The sequence below is a fragment of the Paraburkholderia sp. SARCC-3016 genome, assembly GCF_031119615.1.
GTDB lineage: Bacteria > Pseudomonadota > Gammaproteobacteria > Burkholderiales > Burkholderiaceae > Paraburkholderia.
On record NZ_JAVHZD010000048.1, the window covers coordinates 1 to 18421 of the forward strand.

Here is an 18421-nt window from a genome sequence, read left to right on the forward strand (position 1 = left end):
GAAGCCAAGCGGTCTTAGGAAGACAAAACATTCTACCAACTCCTTGGCTCACAGAACGACATGGCTACGATCCGACTACGACTGCATCGAACGGAGCGAGGCGTGCGGCGAGCGCGTCGCGATCGGCAATGTGATCGTGAAAGAACACAGTGTTTGCGCGAGGTTGCAGGCTTGCCCAATCGGCGAGGGCGGGGGCGACCTGTTGATAGTCGTCGAGTACGGCGATATTGACCGAAGCGGTGGTCATTGGATCGGCTCCTGGTTGAATGAGCGCGACGGGTGCGATTGGCGCATGCTGTGCTGCGTTTCATTGCGCCCGGATTGCGCCTAAGTTGCGGCTTGGTTGCGGCCTGGGTTGCGGCCTGGGTTGCGGCCATGAGTTGCCGGCAAAAATAATTGACAAGATCGATATACGTCCGCAGACTCGGGTCGTCATACAATAAGACAGCTGATGGACATACGCAACTCGGCCCTTGGAGAGCGAATTGCTGCTGCAGCGATGAAGCGGTGATGAGCGTCGCGCTTTCCCAAGCGGGGAACAAAGGAGACAAGCGGATGGCGCAGTTTCAAAGCAGACGGCACGATGCGGCCGCCGAAAACGGTCGCGCCCAGCGCGCAACGCTCACCGGCGACGACACCGGTCTTGCCGCCTTTTACCGCCAGATGACCCCGCCCGAGCGGCGCACATTCTGGACCTGCTTCTTCGGTTGGGGCCTCGACGCGCTCGATTTCATGGTGTATCCGCTGGTTATCGGCACGATCACGACGTTGTGGCACGTCGAAGCGAGCATCGCGGGGCTTGCCGTAACGGTCACGCTGCTGACATCGGCAATCGGCGGATGGCTTGCCGGGTATCTGGCCGATCGGATCGGCCGCGTGCTGACACTGCAGCTTACGGTTGGCTGGTTCTGTCTTTTCAGTTTGCTTTGTGCGCTGGCACAGAACTTCGATCAGTTGATGATCGCGCGGGGACTGCTCGGTTTTGGCTTCGGCGGCGAATGGGCCGCTGGCGCGGTGCTGATAGGCGAAACGATTCGTCCGGCCTATCGCGGCCGCGCGGTCGGTTCGGTGCAATCCGCGTGGGGTGTCGGTTGGGGTGCTGCTGCGTTGTTGCAGGCAATCATGTTTTCGCTGCTGCCGCCGCATTTCGCGTGGCGCGCGATGTTTGCCGCAGGCGCCGTGCCCGCCGTGCTGCTGCTCTTTGCGCGGCGCTATGTGCAGGAACCGCGCATCGCTGCGCGGGCGCGCGGCGAGGAAACTATCGCAACCGCCGCGGCGAAAAGCGCCAGGGCGCCTTCGTTATTCGAAATCTTCCGTGGGCCGCAATTGCGCACGACGGTGCTCGGGGCGATCTTCGTGATGGGCTGCCAGGGCGGCTATTACGCGATCTCGACGTGGATACCGACGTTCCTGAAAACCGAGCGTCATTTGAGCGTGATCAATTCGACGGGCTATCTGGGCTTTCTGATCGCGGGAAGTATCGCAGGCTATCTGACCGGCGCGTGGATTTCCGACCGCTTCGGTCGCAAGACGTTGTTTGTGTCGTTCGCGATTGTCGCGATCGTCTCGGTGCTTGCTTATACGCAGCTCGCGATCGGCAACAACGTGATGCTATGGCTCGGCTTTCCGCTCGGCTTTTTCGCCAGCGGATATCTCGCCGGCGTCGGTCCGTTTCTCACCGAACTCTACCCGACGCGTTTGCGCGGCTCGGGGCAGGGGTTCTGCTACAACTTCGGCCGCGGCATGGGAGCAATTTTTCCGACGCTCGTCGGGGTGTTCTCGAAGCATTTTGGGCTCGCAACCGCGATTGCGACCCTCGCGGTGTTCGCTTATGCGCTGATGCTCGCGAGCATCATGTTCCTGCCTGAAACTCGCGGCATTGCCCTGGAGGATATCTAAGTGACTGCAGCCGATACCGACGGCCGCGCGCCGCTATGCCCGGCGCCGCCCGCGCAGCAAAGCGGGCCGACCGCCTTTACGATGCCTGCACACGCGGTGGACACGCATGCGCATGTGATCGGCGAGCCGCCACGCTATCCGTGGATGCCCGATCGTGCCTACACGCCCTCACCTGCGCCGGCCGACGCGTATTTGCGCATGCTCGACGAGACCGGTTCGACCTATGGCGTGTTGATTCAGGTCAGCGTGCACGGTCAGGACAACACGCTCATGCTCGAGACCATGTGTGCGAATCGCGAGCGGCTAAAAGGCGTGGTCGTACCCACACTCGGACTTGCGGATGCCGATTATCAGGCGATGGTCGACGCCGGCGCAGTTGGCATGCGGATCAATGTACTATTCGGCGGCGGCGGTATTTCGTTCGCGCAACTCGATGAATACGATGCGCTTGCCCGCGATTGGGGGTGGCACATCCAGTTTCTGCTCGATGCGCGCGATCTGACCGAACTCGGGCCGCGGCTCGCCAGAATGCGCTCGCCGATCGTCGTCGACCATATGGGTCATTTGCCGACTTCGACCGGTGTGCGGTCCGATGGATTTCAGCGACTTGTCGGGCTCGTGCGCGATGGCGCATGGGTCAAGCTGTCGGGCGCGTACCGGTTAAGCGCGCAGGAGCCGCCGTATCGCGACACGATCGCGTATGCACAGGCGCTTGCCGATGCAGCGCCGAAGCGTTGCGTGTGGGGCTCTGACTGGCCGCACGTTGCGCAGTGGAACACGATGCCTACGGTTAGCCAGTTGCTCGATACCCTCGCGCTATGGGTGCCCGATGCGACGCTGCGCGAACAGATACTCACAACCAACGCGCACTCGTTGTATGGTTTCAAACCGTAACCGCGCCAGTTGCCGCGTTTCCATACTGCGGCGCAGCGGCAAGTTTCGCGAAGCGCCCGAACGTTGCGTTTTCGTGCATGCGACGGCGCACCGCGCCGACGGCACCGTTGTTTAGGCGAAGCCGCCGTTTGCCCGCTAGGTGACGGCGATATCGAAACCGTCACGTGCGAGGCGTACGGCGGTCGCGCCGCCGATGCCGCCCGATGCGCCTGTCACGATTGCTACACGACTGGAAGTTTCGGCCATCTGAATTCTCCTTGCTTTAATGCGCTGTCGAATGGATCGATCTGATTTGGTCATCCTTTGCAAAGCATGTGACGGGCGCGAGGCAAGGCCGAGCCTGTCAGGCTACGCGGTGCGCAAGGCCAGTCTTGCGAGCAGACCGGCAAGCAGATCGGGGTCCAGCACCATCGCGTCATGGCCGGACGCAAGCTCTTCCCAACGCCAGCCCTCCAGCGAACGGACCCATTCGCGGACCGGGGCGAGCGCGTCGTACGAGGGCTGCGTGCAATGCACATAGGTGCAAGGCAGGCCGTTGCCGATCGGGTTGCGCAGCGTAAGCGGCGTGCGGTAGGTGGCGAGCGGATGCGGTGTCACGCGGCGGCGAACCCACGCGGCGCGTGGATGATCGTCGGGTATGCCCATTGCGCTAAGCGTCGGCGGCTGCATTTCGAGCGGCCGGCCGCTCTCCTTGATCCTGGCCATCCGTTCTTCGACGATATGGCGCGGCAGGATATCCATCGGGGTCCTGCCGCTTTCGACCAGCAGACTGTCGAGAAACACGAGTGAGCGCAGGGCGCCGGGGCGGCGGTCGGCTACACCCGAAGCGACGAGCCCGCCGTAACTGTGGCCGACGAGCACGACGTCTTCCAGTTCTTCCGCTTCGAGCAGGTTTTCGATGTCGGTGATCGGCACGTCGAGCGAAGTCACCGCGCTCAGCAGATGGCGATGTTCGCCCTGGCCTGTCAGCGTCGGGGTAAAGACCCGATGCCCTTTCGCGCGCAGTGCGTCGGCGATGAATCGCCAGCACCAGCCGCCATGCGATGCGCCGTGGATCAGCACAAACGTGTGACTCCGTTCAGGTTCGGGCTGTGTATGGGATGACGGGAGGGCGGTGCTCATTGCGAGTCTCCGTTCTTCGACAGTTGTTCTGGCGGACGGGGGCGATCGGCGCGGGTCCGTTTCGCCGATGTCGCTTCGTATAGTAATCACTGCAGCGGCAACTGCGATAGGTGCAAGGCGCCCGCTTTGCGACGCGCGCTCCTTGCACGGCGTTATGATGCTCAGTCGCTTGCCTTGACGGATACCACGGTGGGCCGATTGCGCGTCGCAGCGCTTCGCTAAGGAGGTTACGCTTATGAACACCCTGCAAGGAACCATTGTTGCCGTGACGGGCGCATTCGGAGCGCTTGGCCTCGTCACGGCGCGTGTGCTGGCGCAGCGCGGCGCGCAAGTCGCGCTGATCGGCCGCGGCGCGGCGCCGGCTACGCTGCCGGCCGAACTGGCGCACGCATGTGTCGTCGAGCACCTCGACCTCACCGATCCGCAAGCAGCGGAAGTTGCGGTTGCAACGATCGTTGGGCGCTTCGGTGCGCTTAATGCGCTTGTCAATGTGGCCGGCGGATTCCGCTGGGAGACGATTGCCGACGGCAGCGCGCACAGTTGGGAGCAGCTGTTCGATGTGAATGTAAAAACGGCGCTCAACGCATCGAAAGCAGCGCTTGCGCAGCTGACTGCCGGCGGCGCTGGACGCATCGTCAACCTCGGCGCTTTGGCCGCGTTGAAGGCCGGCACCGGTATGGGCGCGTATACAGCGTCGAAATCCGCGGTGATGCGCTTGACCGAAGCGCTCGCCGACGAGTTGAAGGACAAGGGCGTCACCGTCAATGCGATCCTGCCTTCGATTATCGACACGCCGCAAAACCGCGCCGATATGCCCGAGGCCGATTTCGCACGGTGGGTCACGCCCGAGCAGATCGCGGGCGTGATTGCGTTTCTGTTGTCGCAGGACGCGCAATGCGTGACCGGGGCGTTGATTCCGGTTGCAGGGCGCGTCTAGATCAGCTCACTTGGCAAGCAACCCCAATATCGCATCCGTCGTCATGACATCGCCAAACGTATCCTCGATCGACGTAAGCGCCGCGCGATGCAACGCACGATGCGAGATCGTTTCTCCGTTGCCGGCGTCGATATCGCGCGTGGCCGATGCGTCGTCGACCACGATCACCTTGTAGCCGAGCGGCACGGCGTCACGCGCGGCACCCGCGACGCACGCATGCGTCATCAGGCCGGTGATAATCAGCGTGTCGATTTGCTTCCGTTTGAGGCGCGTGTCGATGTCGGTGGTCGGAAATACGCTGACCGACGTTTTTCTGACGAGCTGATGGTGAGCCGCGGGCCGGATCCCGGCGTGAATCTGCGAACTCGCGCTACCGTCGGCGAACACCGGATTGGCCGCGGGCGCCACATGCTGAACGTGGAACACTTCGATGCCGTCGGCGTCCGCGCGTTCGATCAGACGCAGCGTATTCGCGAGCGCCTTCGGGCCGTCGGGGATCGGCAGCTTGCCGTGGAAGTATTCGTTCTGGAAGTCGATTACGAGCAGTGCCGTTCGTGCCGCATCGAGCGTGCGGGGCGCGGCGGATCCGGCGAGCGTTCGAATGGTCGGATTTCGCATGGTGTCATCTCCTGTCGTCGGAATAGATGGTCATTGTTCGGAAAATCCGCCCAGACGAAAAGTGGCTCCCGCGACACGATGCGATGAAATTCGGCCAATCCACCATTGTTGCGAATCGATCTCGCGCCGCTTTCAGGACAGAAGCTGCTGGGACTGGAACTGTTTCCGGTATGCCGCGGGCGGAATGGAGAACGCCTGCGTAAAGTGTTGGCGGAACGTGACAGTCGACTTGAAGCCCGCGGTTTCGGCAACGACGTCGATCGAACAGTTGCCGGTTTCGAGCAGGCGCTGGGCCCGCTGGAGACGATGATTAAGCAGCCATCGAGTCAATGTCGTGCCGGTCTTCTTGCGAAAGTGCCGGGTGAAAGTGCGCACGCTCATGCTGGCATGGGCTGCGAGACTCTCGAGGTTGTGAGGCGCGTCGAGATGGGTGAGCGCCCACGTGAGGGTCGATGACAACGGATCGCGGTCGTCGGATTCCGGTAGCGGCTTTTCGATATATTGCGCCTGGCCGCCGTGTCGATGAGGCGCGACCACGAGCCGCCGTGCGACCTGATTCGCGATGTCGGCGCCGTGATCGCGACGCACGAGGTGCAGGCAGCAGTCGATTGCCGCCGCAGTTCCGGCGGAGGTCAGAATGTTGCCGTCCTCGATATAAAGCGCATCCCGATCGAGTTGCACCTGTGCGAACGCTGCTTCGAATTCTTCGGCCCACGCCCAATGCGTGGACGCTTTACGTCCGTCGAGTAAACCGGCGTGTGCGAGCACGAATGAGCCGAGGCACAACCCGACCATCCGGCTGCCTCGCGCGTGCGCCGCGCGCAGTGCGTCGAGCAACGCGCCCGAGGGACGCTCTTCCGTATTGCGCCAGGCCGGCATGATGACCGTGTCCGCGCTTGCGAGCACGGTGAGATCTTGCCGGACGTCAATATCGAAGCCGGACATCGTCGGTATCGGGCCGGGTTTTTCGGCGCAGAGAACGACTTCGTAGCGGGGCACGCCAAGCTTGAGCAGGTTGTCGCCGAATACGATAGAAGGTACGGACAGGTGAAATGCACTGACTCCGTGGAATGCGATGACCGCAATGGTGTGAGACACGCACCGTCCCCAAACGACAAATGATTGCTTTTGATCCTATCACAGCGTGTCTCTGAAACGGCTTATAGCCTGCCGTGAATACCCGGTAATTCAAGCGCGCGAATATATGCAATAAATAATCTGATTTTCAATGCTGCTATTTCAAACGTTTCACTTGCATACGGATATATCGAAGAAAGCCATTTCGATTTGAAGAAGAAAGAATTGAAATGAAATGAATGCCCGACGAGGTGCCGGCCGCCGAACCCCGCGTTTTCCCGGTTGCGCGGAATTTCTGTCCATGAAACACTCGCTGCCATCTGTCGTATCGGACTCGATTCCGATATATCGGACTGCGCATCGTTGAATATTTCCATCTTCCGATCGGGGACGCCAACAATGAGACTCGCCCAAGCCAGCGCAAGATTTCTCTGCCTGTCCGCTGTTGCCGCAGTGCTGGCGCTCGCCGCCTGCACGAAAGTCGACACACCCGCGCAGAGCGCGGGCGCGGGCGACTCGACGCTCAAACAGGTTTTGCAGCGCGGATCGCTACGCGTCGGCGACTGCCTGAGCTTTGCGCCGTTCGGTTTCTACGATCAGTCCGGCGCGCCCGACGGCTATGACGTCGATCTCGCGAAAGAACTCGCCAAGCAGATGGGCGTGAAGCTCGAAATGGTCAATACGACCAGCGCGAACCGCATTCCGAACCTGCAGACCAGCAAGGTCGACGTCGTGTTCTGCAATTTCACGCGAAACCTCGAACGCGCGAAGGAAATCTCGTTCACCAATCCGTATGTGGTGGCGAGCGAAGCGCTGCTCGTGAAGAAAAGCAGCGGCATCAAGTCGATCAAGGACATGTCGAATCGCACGATTGCCACCGTCAAAGGCTCGACGAACGGCGACGAAGTACGTTCTCTGAACATACAGGTCAAGATTCAGGAATACGACAGCTCGCAGGCGGCGATTCTCGCAGTCAAGCAAGGCCAGGCCGACGCGATGATCGAGGACAACAACTTCCTCGCGTATCAGGCGAAGCTCGACCCCGAGCTGACGGTAACCGACGAAGCACTCGTGCCGCTCGAATACAACGGCTTCGGTGTCAAGCAAGGCGATCAGGTGTGGCTCGATTATCTGAACCTGTTCCTGTTCCAGATCAACGCGTCGAAGCTGAACCAGCAGTTGTACAAGAAATGGTTCGGCGTCAATCCGCACTATCCGCTGAACCCGCAGTTCTAGGCCTTTTGCCGCTGCGGCGCACGGAGAAGCGATGAGCTACCAATGGATGACCCTCGCCGGTTACGCGAACGATTTCGTTCGCGCGGCGTGGCTGACGCTGCAGGTCACGCTGCTTGCGTTTGTGCTTTCGATCGCGCTCGGCCTTCTGACCGCGCTTGCGGGTTCGGCGCGCGTGATGGTGCTGCGCTGGATCGCGAGCATCTATATCGAGGCGATCCGCAATACGCCGGTGCTGCTGCAGATTTTTATCGTGTTCTTCGGTTTGCCAACGCTGGGCATCCGGCTCGATGCGTACACGGCGGGCGTGATCGCGCTCGGTGTGAATGTCGGTGCCTATCTTGCGGAAGTGTTTCGTGCGGGCATTCAGTCGGTGCCGCGCGGGCAACTCGAAGCGGCATCGATTCTTGGCATGCAGCGCTCGCAAATCTTCGTCGACGTCGTGTTGCCGCAAGCGGCGCGTGCCGTCTATCCGGCGATCGTCAACAACCTGATCCAGCTGCTGCTCGGCACATCGCTGCTGTCGGCGATCGCTCTGCCGGAGCTAAGCGGCACCGCGACGGTGATCAATTCGCGCACGTTGCTCTATGTGCAGACGTTCACCATTGCGCTTGTCATTTATCTGATCCTTAGCAATGCGCTTTCGTGGATTGCGGCGCAGATCGGTGCACGCGTGTTTCATCCGCCGCTCGAAATGAAAAAGCGCACGCGGCGGGCGTTTTTCTTCGCGCGCCAGGTGGACCGCACCTGAGCACCCGTGCAATCGCGTATTTGAGCATTCAGGCGCAAGAGACCGACCATGTCGAGCGAACTGCTATTGAACAGCCTGTCGATCCTGCTGCAAGGATTGTGGGCCACCTTGCTGCTATCGGTGGCGTCGATTATCGGCGGAACGCTGATCGGGCTGTTCGCCGCCGTGTTGCGCACCTTCGGGCCGCCCGGCACGCGCTATATCGCAAAGCTCTATACCGAGCTCTTTCGCGGCTCGCCGGTGCTGATCACGCTGCTTTTCATCTATTTCGGCGTGTCGTACTTCGGTTACGCGATCGACGTCTTCGCGGCGGGCGCGGTCGGCTTGAGCGTGTACCAGGGCGCCTATATTGCCGAGGTATTTCGCTCCGGTATCGAGGCGGTGCCGAAGGGGCAATGGGAAGTCTCGCAAATTCTCGGCCTGAGCAAGCTGCAGACGTTTTTTTCGGTGGTGCTGCCGCAAACCGGCCGCATCGTGCTGCCGCCGCTGATCGGTCAGTATCTGTCGCTGATCAAGGATACGTCGATTGTCAGCATGATCGGCATGTCGGAACTGATGCATGGCGGTCAGGCGATTGTCGACCGCGTAGGCAAGCCCGTCGAGATTTACGGGCTGGTCGCCGTGCTGTATTTCATCGTGTGCTTTCCGCTGTCGCAGTGGGTGCGCCGTCACGATCGGAGAAGGAGCGTGCTGTCATGACCACGAACGCGCAGGGCAGGCCGGCGATCAATCTGTCCGGCGTCAGCAAGTCGTTTGGCGCCACGCAGGTGCTGCGCGATGTGAATCTCGACGTGAAAGCCGGTGAGGTACTCGTGCTGATCGGCGCATCGGGTTCCGGCAAGAGCACGGTGCTGCGCATCATGAGCGGGCTCGAAACAGCCGATGCCGGTGAAGTGTGGGTCAACAACGTGCCGTTGCACGATGCGCGGCGCGCGAGGGAAATTCGTGGACATGTCGGCATGGTGTTTCAGCAGTTCAATCTGTTTCCGCATAAGAGTGCGCTCGGCAACGTTACGCTCGCGCTGATCAAGGCGCGCAAAATGAGTCCGGCCGATGCGCGCAGGCGCGCGATGGAAACGCTCGATCGCGTGGGCCTTGCCGATCGGGCGGAGCATTATCCGAGCCAGTTGTCGGGTGGCCAGCAACAGCGCGTCGCAATCGCGCGCGCGCTGGCGGTCGAGCCCGGCATCATGTTCTTCGACGAAGCGACCTCCGCGCTCGATCCCGAACTTGTCGGCGAGGTCACGGAAGTGATGCGCGGCCTCGCGCGCGACGGCATGACGATGGTCGTCGTCACGCATGAAATGGGCTTTGCGCGCAAGACCGCGGACCGCGTCGTGTTCATGGACAAAGGCGTGATCGCGGAGCAGGGCGTGCCCGAGCAGATGTTCGTCAACCCGGCCAACGAGCGCACGCGCCAGTTCCTGCATCGGGTGCTCGACCATTGAGAGCAAATCTGAACTCGAAGTCCGGACGCCGCGATGGCGGCGCACACGCGGCGCCCGCATCGTCCGGTGCTGCCGTGAGCGCATCTTCCAGCGAATCGACACGGGCGCGAGGTGTCGATCGCGTGGTTGCGTTGCTGAGGCAGTTGCATGACGCGAGGCGTCCGCTCACGATGCGTGAACTGATCGAATCGACCGGCGCACCGCGCTCGAGCGTCTACGAACTCGTGACGATCCTGACCGAGGCGGGCTGGCTTGAAACGCGGCCGGACGGCAGCGTGTTTTTCGGCCGCGAGATGCATTACTACGGCGCCGACTATGCGGTGCATAACGATCTGATCAGCCGCGCGCATCAAACCATTCTTTCGCTCGTGAAAGTTCACGACGAGACCGCGCAGCTCTGCATGCTCGAAGGCAACAAGTACACGGTGGTGCTGTCGGAAAACAGCGCGCGCCCGTTCAATATCAGCTCCGATATTGGCGTCAGGGTGCCGATTCCGTGGACCGCAACCGGCCGGCTGCTGCTCGCGCATCTGAGCGCCGCGGAAATTCGTGCACTGATTCCGGACGAAGATTTCGTACTCGACAACGGCACGCGCATCGTCTTCGACGATTTTCTGCATGATGTCGAGCGCGCAGCTCAACTGGGCTACTGTTGCACCGAAGGCTTGTCGCAGACGTTCCGCTGCTGCATGGCCGCGCCGATTCGCGACCGCATGGGCCATGCGGTGGCCGCGCTCTGCTTCATGACCGGACGCGACACGGACGCGGCCAAGCGTGCCGCAATGCTCGACGATCTGATTCGCTCGGCTAAAGCGTTGTCGCAAACGTACGCGCGATAAGGCTGGAAGCGAAAGCTGCTGCGAAGGCGCAGGAGTCTTTTCTTCGGTGCGGCAATGCAAAGTCCATGAGCCATCAATGTCAGCCCTGTCAAGGTTCCAGGCCGTCTGCATCGGTGCTTGCATCGGCGCCTGCTTTAGCGGCGATTGAAACGGCGTTACCGGCGTGACGCGTGCTTGCGGTTGAACCCGAGCCTGCGATGCGCGATTCCGCGATTTGCCATGCAAGCATGCCGGGCACGAAGATCACGAAATCGCGCACCCGTCGCGCACCGGCAAGCGCGAGACAGGTCGCCGGTTCAAGGCCGAGCATGCCGCCGATCAGCAGAAAGCCGCCTTCCTGCACGCCGAGTGCGGCCGGCACGAAGAACGCGGCGCTGGCGGCCACCTGAACCAGCGAATCGATGACGAACGCCTCTGCAAAGCTAACAGGCGTGTCGAAGAAGTAAAGCGCAAGCCAGATCTGAAGCGATGTGCCGATTGCCTGCAGCGGCTGCCAGACAAACAGATAGCGCAAGATGATGGCGCGTCGACGCCAGATGCCCTTGATCGTTTCGTCGATATCGGCGGATTTGCCGACTAACTGCGCGAGCTTGCCGCTCGCAATGCGATCGAGCGCGCGCATCATCCGTTCGAACGGACGCGCGTGCTGGATCGCAGCAAATATCGCGAACGCGGGCGCGATCAGCACGATGCCCCACGCAAGGTTGCCGACAGTGCGCAACGCGTCGGAGTGCACGTGCTCGAACAGATAGGCGATGCCGACTGCGGCAAATAGCAGCTGGCTGATGACGGTCAGTTGCATGTCGACGATCAGACTGGCTGCGCATGCCGACGTTGGAAAGCCGCTCTTAAGAAGCAGCCGGAACGCGATCAGATCGCCGCCGATTCGCGCCACGGGCAACAGGCCATTGATCGATTCGCGAATCCAGATCAGACCCAGCAATGTGCGGTAACGCGGCACCGGTGGATCGAGCATCAGCGTTTGCCATGCGCGCGCGTTCGCGAGCATATGCAGCACGTGCGCGAGTGCGGCGACGACAAGGCCGGCCGCCGCCGTGCGCACAAGCGACATCACCGCCTCGGGGTCGTCATTCGATACGAGCCACAAGGCAATCAGTAATCCCGCTGCGGCGGCGATGCGGCCAAAGTATCGCATCGCGCGGCCGCCCGGCATCGCGATGCGAAAGCGGCGGTGCAGCGGACCGCGCGGCCGCGGCGACGCACGGCCATCTGAATCGGTGCGCACCAGGCGGGGTAATCGCATCGTTCGCCTCGTGTGGTGGGTGAGACGCGCGCATCCGCTCGCGCGTTTTACGACTTGCGCTTGCGGATGAAACGCAATGCAAAGCGCGTGAGTGCCGGCATGGTCCGCGGGCGCAGCAGGCGTTCGTCGTAGCCGGAAAAGCGACGATCGTTTTCTTTCAGGCACAGCAGCATCAGTTCGCGCGCGCTGATATGCTCCGCCGACATCGATTGTGCACCCGTGACCGTGAAGTTGTTATCGACGCTCTGTTCGTTACCGTCCGCATCGAGCGAGCGTGCGAGGCCGATACGTTCCCAGCCGAGAAACACCCAGGCCGCAGCCACTTTCAGCTCGAAGCAAATGCGTTGCCGCACATTCAGATTGGCCCGGTGCCACGCGACCCAGTTCGCGAACAGCAGGATATGTCTGCATTCTTCCTGCATCACGGGTTCGAACGTATCGATCAGTTCGGGCGGGAAAAAACCGGAGCGCCGCGCCACCTCGAACAGTCCAAATGCGAAAAAGCTGTCGATGCATTCGCTGTAGCCCGTGACCAGATACGCCCATTCGGGGTCGCTCGGGTATGCGTACGGTATTTCGCGGGCGAGCTCAATACCGTATGCGCTTACCATGCGCGACAGCACTTCCTTATGGCGGCTTTCTTCCCATGCGTTGAGCGCGAGCGCCGCGCGCACCTCGGCATCTTCGACGGTACTCGCGTAAGCGGCCATGCGCAGCCGTGCCTTGCCTTCGGTCTGCACGGCGATGTCCCAGGTCGGCAGCGACGTCAGGCGTTCGAGCGTGGCCGCATCGAGTCGCGGCCAATCGAGTACGGCAGGGCGGTACGGATTGAAGGTCTCGCGAAACATGCGGCACATCTCGCGCTTGTGTGTGTTGCCGCCGGGCACGAGCGGGCCATCGATTGCGCTTCGCCATTGAACGGACCTGTGCGTCGCGGCCTCGAGTGCCGCCGCGTCGAGCGCGCCGCTTTGGCGCGGTGGACGAAATCCCGGCACCAGTTGCGCCGCATCGAACGGGTCGAGGACCGGATCGTCGAGAAGCTGAGGTTCCATGCTCGTGACCCCCTGCGTGAATGGATTGTCCGCAGTCACCCCAATCTCCAATAACCACCCGTGCGTGCCACATGATCCATGGTAGGACGGGTTTTGCATCTTGCACCACGAGCGTGCCGCGAGTCCGGCTCGCTTTGTGCGGTGTTTGCACTGCCGATTGCGTAATCAGACGAATCGCGGCACATTGCGTAACGTTCTTGCGAACAGATCATGTTGCGCGACGCCGTCAGCGGTCCGCTATCCGGCATTCGGCCATCAGCGCACATTCCGACACGTAGAGGGACTTCCACGAATGAATCGATCGGTTTATTGGGCGATGGCGCTGGCCGCAGGCGTCGTCGTCGCAAACAACTATTACAACCAGCCCTTGCTCGTCGATTTCGCGCATACGTTCAATGTGACCGAGCGCGCGGCCGGTTCCGCGTCGGTCGCCGCACAGACGGGCTATGCGCTTGGCCTGCTGCTCTTCGTTCCGCTTGGCGACATGATGCGGCGCACGACGCTGTTCACGGTCACGCTGCTCGCCGCGGCGCTGGCGCTGGTTGCTACCGCTTTTGCGCCGACGCTCGCATGGCTCGTCGTGGCGAGCTTCGTGACGAGCCTGACGAGCGTGACGCCGCAACTGCTGACGCCGCTGGCTGCGCAACTGGCCGGACCACAGCAGCGCGGCAGGGCTGTCGGCACGGTGATGTTCGGTTTGCTGTGCGGCATTCTGCTGTCGCGCACCGTGTCCGGCTTGCTGGCCGAATCGTACGGCTGGCGTGCGGTATACGGCATCGCCGCGGCGGCGATGGTCGGCGTCGTCCTCATGCTGCTCGCGATCGTGCCGCGCACCGAGCCGGCTTTCCCGGGCAGTTGGAAAAGCCTGATGGGCTCGCTCTGGACGCTGCTGCGCGAAGCGCCGCTGATCCGCCATACCTCGGCCATCGCCGCGCTGCAATTCGCCGCCTTCAGCGCGTTCTGGACCACGCTTGCGTTTCACCTGCATGCGATCGATGCGCGCTACGGCAGCGCGACGGCCGGTCTGTTCGGCCTTGTCGGCGTGGTCGGGGCGAGTGCGTCGACAGTGTCGGGAAAATGGACCGATCGTGGCGATGCGCGCGGCGTCGTGCTCGCCGGCAGCATGGCGATGGTTATCGCGTATGGCGTGTTCGCGCTGGTCGGCGGGTCGATTACGGGGCTCGTTGCCGGTGTGATCGTGCTCGACTTCGGCGTGCAGATCGGACACGTCGCGAACATGTCGCGCAATATGGGCATCAGCGCGGGTGCGATGAACCGAATCAATACGCTTTATATGACGATTCGTTTTGCGGGCGGCGCACTGGGTACCGCAGTGGGCACGTTCGCCTGGAGTGTCTGGGGCTGGGCCGGTGTCTGCGCGACAGGGCTCGCGTTCTCGTTCGCATCGGTGCTCGTGCAACTGATCGCCGATCGCAGCACGCGCCCGCTGCTGGCCGGGCGCGATGAAACGAAAGGGTGACCTCGCAAGGCGGTTACCGCGCTGCACATGGCGGGAAGACCTTACACGGACGCAGGTTTTCGGATCGGCATATGATGGCCGCTGGTCGCGGCCTGGCCGTATCAGGCCATCGCGTTATGCTCCGCCATTCGATGAGGTCGCATATGCAGAATACGGTGAAGACGGTGAAAATTCCCGGGCCCGATCATCCGATCACGGTAACGAAAAGCCCGTCGCATATCGTGGTTGTGGTGGCCGGCAAGGTGATTGCCGATACGAGAAACGCACTCGTGCTGCGCGAGGCGTCGTATCCGGAAGTGCTCTATATTCCGCGCGAAGATGCGGATATGGCGCAACTCGAGCGCACTTCGCATGCAACCTATTGCCCGTACAAGGGCGAATGCACTTACTACAGTATTACCGCCGGCGGCGACCGGTCGCTCAATGCGGTCTGGACATACGAAAATCCTTACGACGCGGTGAGCGCGATCAAAGGTCATCTCGCGTTCTATCCGGACCGTGTCGACGCGATACAGATCCAGCCGGGCTGATCTTCCGGCATTTCGGCGAGCGTCCGCTTAAGGTCTTCAAAGGCGCGTGATCGCGCGCCGTACGTGCGGTGTTTCCGGGCGGGTATCGAATTTGCTTTCGAAAAGAAAGCTTGGCTGGGCGCTTAGGGCAACTGCCTTATAAGCTCAATGTCCGCTTTCCGATACCCGAACGGAGCCTTCGATGACGCTGGTCGTTTATCTCGTGGGATGGCTGATTCTGATTGCCGGCATCGCATGGGCGCTCGTCACCCTGCATGTGTCGCAGCACACGGTCGCGATCGTTGCGGTGATCATGGCAGGCATCGCGGTGATTACCGCGGCGAAGAGGATTCGCGGCCGCGACCGCTAGGCGTTGACGACAGGCACCTTTTCAGTACTTCATCAAGCGCTTCAGTCCGGCTTGGGCGACGGTAGCGCTCGCGCGAACGCGGCCGGCAACCACGGCTGCCAGACGCGCATCATCTCCGTCCAGAACATCAGTGGACCGGCGAATGCAAATAGACCCGGCTGCAGCAGCGATCGTGCGGCAGCGTCGAACGACGGGGTGGCGGTGATATGAATCGTCACGACCTCGCCGTTTTTTTCGGGCAGGTCGCGCCGGGTCAGTTCCACATCGATCGTCGGAAAGTGCGCGGTCAGCTTCGTGTGATCCATCGGTCAATCTCCATCGAATGTGCGGTCACGTTCATGAAACGTGTCGTATTCGTTGCACGCTGCTTGTCAGTCTAGCGCGATGCAAAGGGCGCCGCCAGCGCGCGACCGTGGCATGGCTAGCGGGAATAACTGCCGGCGCGGGATTGTTTTGTTGTCGATGCGGCTGCGTCGAATGCGTCGCTCTTTGCTTGTGCATCGCATTCCGTCTATTTCGGAAACGCGAACTTCCTATTAAAGATCCGTCCATGACCAACAACATCGACCGGCCAGGGCTGCCTGCCGCAAGCGAGCGCGTATCGCCGGGGCTCGTACTGCTGCTCGCTTTTGCATGCGGCCTGACCGCCGGCAATATCTACTATGCACAGCCTCTCGCCGGATTGATCGGCACCTCGCTCGACGTCGCAAAGGGCGCGACCGGTTTTATCGTGACGATGACCCAGATCGGCACCGGTGTCGGCATGTTGTTCGTCGTTCCGCTCGGCGATCTGATCGAAAGCCGGCGCCTTGCGCTGACGTTGTTGGGCTTTGCGGCGCTCGGGCTTCTCGGCGCCGCGTTGTCGCAGCATGCTGCAGTGTTTCTGGTTGCTGCGTGCCTGGTTGGATTGGGCAGTGTCGCGGTCCACGTGCTTGTGCCCTATGCGGCGCATCTTGCGCCCGAGCGCATACGCGGGCGCGTGGTCGGCAATGTGACGAGCGGGGTGCTGCTCGGCATCATGCTGGCGCGCCCCGCGTCAAGCTTCGTTACGCAGGTCTCGTCGTCGTGGCATGCCATTTTCTTTCTGTCGGCGGCGCTGATGGCCGCCCTGATGGTGCTGCTTGCGATCGTGCTGCCGCCGCGCGAGCCGCTGTCGAAGCTGCGCTATGTCGAACTGCTGGCGTCGATGTGGCATTTGTTGCTGACGCAACGGGTCGTCAGGCGCCGCTCGTTCTATACCGGTTGCCTCGGGGCGGCGTTCAGCCTTTTCTGGACAACCACGCCGTTGCTGCTCGCGGGGCCTGCGTTCAGGCTTTCGCAAGGCGGTATCGCGTGGTTCGCGCTGGTGGGCGTGTCGGGCGCGATTGCCGCGACTGTATCGGGCAGTCTCGCAGATCGTGGCTGGACACGGCCTGCCACCGCGATTGCATTGCTGGCCGTGATCGTCGCCTTGCTGCTTGCGCGTATGGTGCCGCCGGGCGCGCCGCTGTCGCTGACGTGGCTCGTCGTCGCCGGTATCGTGCTCGACTTCGGCGTGTCGTCGAATATGTCGCTTGGGCAGCGCGCGATTTTTTCGTTGGGGCCGCAATTCAGATCGCGGGTCAACGGCATCTATATGACGACGTTTTTTGCGGGCAGTGCGCTCGGTTCCGCGTTGGGCGGCTGGTCGTATGCACAGGGCGGCTGGCCGCTGACGTCGCTCGTCGGCCTTGTTTTTCCGGTGGCGGCGCTAGTCTATTTCGTGACCGATCGTGAACACTTCGTGAAGCGCGAATCGCCGGCCGCGTAATTGCGCACCGCGGACGCATCGCGATTCACACGAGGTTGCCGTGCAGCGCTTCGCGTGCCGACGCGAGAATTTCGTCGGACAGCGGATCGTCGCTGACCGCGCGTGCGAGCGTCAGCGCGCCGATCAGCATCGACAGCCGTGCGATCGCGCGCTGCCGGACCTTCTTCGAGCGGCGCATGCTCGAGAACGAAATCAGCACGTCGATCATCGAGCGCAGACCGCGAAGGTAGACGCTGCGAATCGGCTTGTCGACGCTCTCGCGGCCGACGTCGGCCGCGAGCCCCGCGGCCGCGCAGGAGAGCCCCGGCCGATCGCGTTGCGCAGGGCTCAGATAATGCTTCGCAAGCGCATCGACAAGCGCCTGTTCGTCGGCATCGGCCCTGGTTAACGAACGCCACCGCGAAACCGATTCTTCGAACGCATGCGCGCAGGCGATGGCAGCCAGTTCGTCCTTCGATTCGAAATGGCCATAGAACCCGCCGTGCGTGAGGCCCGCGGCCCCCATGATGTCGGCCACCGACACGCCGTTGAGTCCATGCTCCTTGAACAGACGCGCGGATGCCGCTTCGATGACGGCACGGTTCTTATCGGCTTGTTCGCGGGATACGCGCGGCATGGGGATTTCTCCAGAAAGGGTGCGCAGAGCATAACTCAGACTGTGCGGGCGCGTATGCGACAACTACGTATATTGAGCGAGACCGTTACCGAACGACCAGTTTTCCTTCGCAACTTCGACAAGACTGACAAACAGGTCTTCGCGCCTGAGGCCGATACGCGCATGCAACCCGTCCGCGAGCGCTTTGTAGAACGTACGCTTCTTGTCGACGTCGCGCCCCGCGTTGAGCGTGATCTGCACGATCACGCATTGGGCGGACCGTTCGATGCCCAGATAGGTCGGGTCGGCCACGAAATCGCCCGGCTTGTGTTCGCTGACCACCATGAAGCGGTCGTTGGCCGGCACGTTCAGCGTGGTAGTCATCGCTTTGTAGACTTCTTCGGTAATGGCGCTGCGATATTCCGGAGATTGCCCTTCGGCAAGGTCGATGCGTACGAGCGGCATGATGAATTCCTTGATGTGAGTGGCGCCTTGCACCCGCAAGACACAGGCTGCGGTTCACATCATAGATTACGAACATAAT

At 61.8% G+C, this 18421-nt stretch carries 22 protein-coding genes and 1 pseudogene; 12 read left to right on the forward strand and 11 right to left on the reverse strand.

All coding sequences use genetic code 11. The annotated features are described in order from the left end of the window. Positions 1-64: 64 nt before the first annotated feature. On the reverse strand, positions 65-247 hold the full coding sequence (locus tag QYH69_RS32685) for a hypothetical protein (protein WP_308835813.1): 183 nt from the start codon (positions 245-247) through the stop codon (positions 65-67). Between the two features lie 416 nt (positions 248-663). Between QYH69_RS32685 and QYH69_RS32690 the strand changes: the two genes are divergently transcribed. After that, positions 664-1899 carry an MFS transporter gene (locus tag QYH69_RS32690; RefSeq protein ID WP_374992549.1) on the forward strand — a complete coding sequence of 412 codons (1236 nt, stop codon included), beginning with the start codon at positions 664-666 and terminating at the stop codon, positions 1897-1899. Further along, on the forward strand, positions 1900-2793 hold the full coding sequence (locus QYH69_RS32695; protein ID WP_308835815.1) for an amidohydrolase family protein: 894 nt from the start codon (positions 1900-1902) through the stop codon (positions 2791-2793). A 141-nt stretch (positions 2794-2934) separates the two neighbouring features. On the opposite strand, the pseudogene QYH69_RS32700 reads toward QYH69_RS32695, so the two are convergent. Together QYH69_RS32700 and QYH69_RS32705 are read right to left on the reverse strand one after the other, a co-directional pair. Beyond that, a pseudogene (locus QYH69_RS32700) lies at positions 2935-3039 on the reverse strand (3-ketoacyl-ACP reductase); the annotation flags it as partial. Positions 3040-3141: 102 nt separating this feature from the next. Then, positions 3142-3915, reverse strand: a complete 774-nt coding sequence (locus QYH69_RS32705) for an alpha/beta fold hydrolase (RefSeq protein WP_308835816.1) — start codon at positions 3913-3915, stop codon at positions 3142-3144. 235 nt (positions 3916-4150) lie between these two features. Here QYH69_RS32705 and QYH69_RS32710 point away from each other — a divergent pair, with 235 nt between their 5' ends. Continuing rightward, a complete protein-coding gene (locus QYH69_RS32710; protein WP_308835817.1) occupies positions 4151-4852 on the forward strand; it encodes an SDR family NAD(P)-dependent oxidoreductase in 702 nt (233 codons plus the stop codon). Positions 4853-4858: 6 nt separating this feature from the next. On the opposite strand, the gene QYH69_RS32715 is transcribed toward QYH69_RS32710, so the two are convergent. From QYH69_RS32715 to QYH69_RS32725, 3 genes are all read right to left on the reverse strand, one after another. Beyond that, the gene (locus QYH69_RS32715; RefSeq protein ID WP_308835818.1) at positions 4859-5470 is read right to left on the reverse strand and encodes an isochorismatase family protein; all 612 of its coding nucleotides are present in this window, start codon (positions 5468-5470) and stop codon (positions 4859-4861) included. Between the two features lie 132 nt (positions 5471-5602). Beyond that, a complete protein-coding gene (locus QYH69_RS32720) occupies positions 5603-6568 on the reverse strand; it encodes a helix-turn-helix domain-containing protein (protein WP_308835819.1) in 966 nt (321 codons plus the stop codon). Positions 6569-6630: 62 nt separating this feature from the next. Continuing rightward, on the reverse strand, positions 6631-6924 hold the full coding sequence (locus QYH69_RS32725; protein ID WP_308835820.1) for a hypothetical protein: 294 nt from the start codon (positions 6922-6924) through the stop codon (positions 6631-6633). 22 nt (positions 6925-6946) lie between these two features. On the opposite strand from QYH69_RS32725, the gene QYH69_RS32730 reads away from it, so the two are divergent. The 5 genes from QYH69_RS32730 to QYH69_RS32750 all read left to right on the forward strand — a co-directional run bounded on the left by QYH69_RS32730 (position 6947) and on the right by QYH69_RS32750 (position 10818). Beyond that, complete coding sequence (locus QYH69_RS32730; protein ID WP_308835821.1) at positions 6947-7783, forward strand: transporter substrate-binding domain-containing protein; 837 nt, start codon at positions 6947-6949, stop codon at positions 7781-7783. A gap of 31 nt (positions 7784-7814) precedes the next feature. Next, positions 7815-8531 carry an amino acid ABC transporter permease gene (locus tag QYH69_RS32735; protein ID WP_308835822.1) on the forward strand — a complete coding sequence of 239 codons (717 nt, stop codon included), beginning with the start codon at positions 7815-7817 and terminating at the stop codon, positions 8529-8531. A gap of 48 nt (positions 8532-8579) precedes the next feature. Further along, positions 8580-9230 carry an amino acid ABC transporter permease gene (locus QYH69_RS32740; protein ID WP_308835823.1) on the forward strand — a complete coding sequence of 217 codons (651 nt, stop codon included), beginning with the start codon at positions 8580-8582 and terminating at the stop codon, positions 9228-9230. Next, positions 9227-9979 (forward strand): amino acid ABC transporter ATP-binding protein, encoded by a 753-nt coding sequence (locus QYH69_RS32745; RefSeq protein WP_308835824.1) that lies wholly within the window; start codon positions 9227-9229, stop codon positions 9977-9979. Before QYH69_RS32740 ends, QYH69_RS32745 begins: the two co-directional genes overlap by 4 nt. Before the next feature lie 74 nt (positions 9980-10053). Further along, positions 10054-10818, forward strand: coding sequence for an IclR family transcriptional regulator (locus QYH69_RS32750; RefSeq protein ID WP_308835825.1), 765 nt, complete (start codon positions 10054-10056; stop codon positions 10816-10818). A gap of 88 nt (positions 10819-10906) precedes the next feature. Here QYH69_RS32750 and QYH69_RS32755 read toward each other — a convergent pair whose 3' ends face one another. Both QYH69_RS32755 and QYH69_RS32760 read right to left on the reverse strand, forming a co-directional pair. Then, a complete protein-coding gene (locus QYH69_RS32755; protein ID WP_308835854.1) occupies positions 10907-11974 on the reverse strand; it encodes a lysylphosphatidylglycerol synthase domain-containing protein in 1068 nt (355 codons plus the stop codon). Between the two features lie 155 nt (positions 11975-12129). Then, positions 12130-13134 (reverse strand): ferritin-like domain-containing protein, encoded by a 1005-nt coding sequence (locus QYH69_RS32760; RefSeq protein ID WP_308835826.1) that lies wholly within the window; start codon positions 13132-13134, stop codon positions 12130-12132. A gap of 292 nt (positions 13135-13426) precedes the next feature. Between QYH69_RS32760 and QYH69_RS32765 the strand changes: the two genes are divergently transcribed. The 3 genes from QYH69_RS32765 to QYH69_RS32775 all read left to right on the forward strand — a co-directional run bounded on the left by QYH69_RS32765 (position 13427) and on the right by QYH69_RS32775 (position 15493). Next, on the forward strand, positions 13427-14614 hold the full coding sequence (locus QYH69_RS32765; protein WP_308835827.1) for an MFS transporter: 1188 nt from the start codon (positions 13427-13429) through the stop codon (positions 14612-14614). A 143-nt stretch (positions 14615-14757) separates the two neighbouring features. Then, positions 14758-15144, forward strand: a complete 387-nt coding sequence (locus QYH69_RS32770; protein WP_308835828.1) for a DUF427 domain-containing protein — start codon at positions 14758-14760, stop codon at positions 15142-15144. Positions 15145-15325: 181 nt separating this feature from the next. Beyond that, positions 15326-15493, forward strand: a complete 168-nt coding sequence (locus tag QYH69_RS32775) for a hypothetical protein (RefSeq protein ID WP_308835829.1) — start codon at positions 15326-15328, stop codon at positions 15491-15493. 41 nt (positions 15494-15534) lie between these two features. Here the strand turns inward: QYH69_RS32775 and QYH69_RS32780 are convergent, their stop codons facing one another. Continuing rightward, the gene (locus QYH69_RS32780; RefSeq protein ID WP_308835830.1) at positions 15535-15798 is read right to left on the reverse strand and encodes a hypothetical protein; all 264 of its coding nucleotides are present in this window, start codon (positions 15796-15798) and stop codon (positions 15535-15537) included. A gap of 245 nt (positions 15799-16043) precedes the next feature. Between QYH69_RS32780 and QYH69_RS32785 the strand changes: the two genes are divergently transcribed. Further along, a complete protein-coding gene (locus QYH69_RS32785) occupies positions 16044-17282 on the forward strand; it encodes an MFS transporter (RefSeq protein ID WP_308835831.1) in 1239 nt (412 codons plus the stop codon). A 25-nt stretch (positions 17283-17307) separates the two neighbouring features. On the opposite strand, the gene QYH69_RS32790 is transcribed toward QYH69_RS32785, so the two are convergent. Together QYH69_RS32790 and QYH69_RS32795 are read right to left on the reverse strand one after the other, a co-directional pair. Next, a complete protein-coding gene (locus QYH69_RS32790; protein WP_308835832.1) occupies positions 17308-17898 on the reverse strand; it encodes a TetR family transcriptional regulator in 591 nt (196 codons plus the stop codon). A 63-nt stretch (positions 17899-17961) separates the two neighbouring features. Continuing rightward, positions 17962-18342: a tautomerase family protein gene (locus tag QYH69_RS32795; protein ID WP_308835833.1), complete on the reverse strand. Its 381-nt coding sequence runs from the start codon at positions 18340-18342 to the stop codon at positions 17962-17964. Positions 18343-18421: the final 79 nt, after the last annotated feature.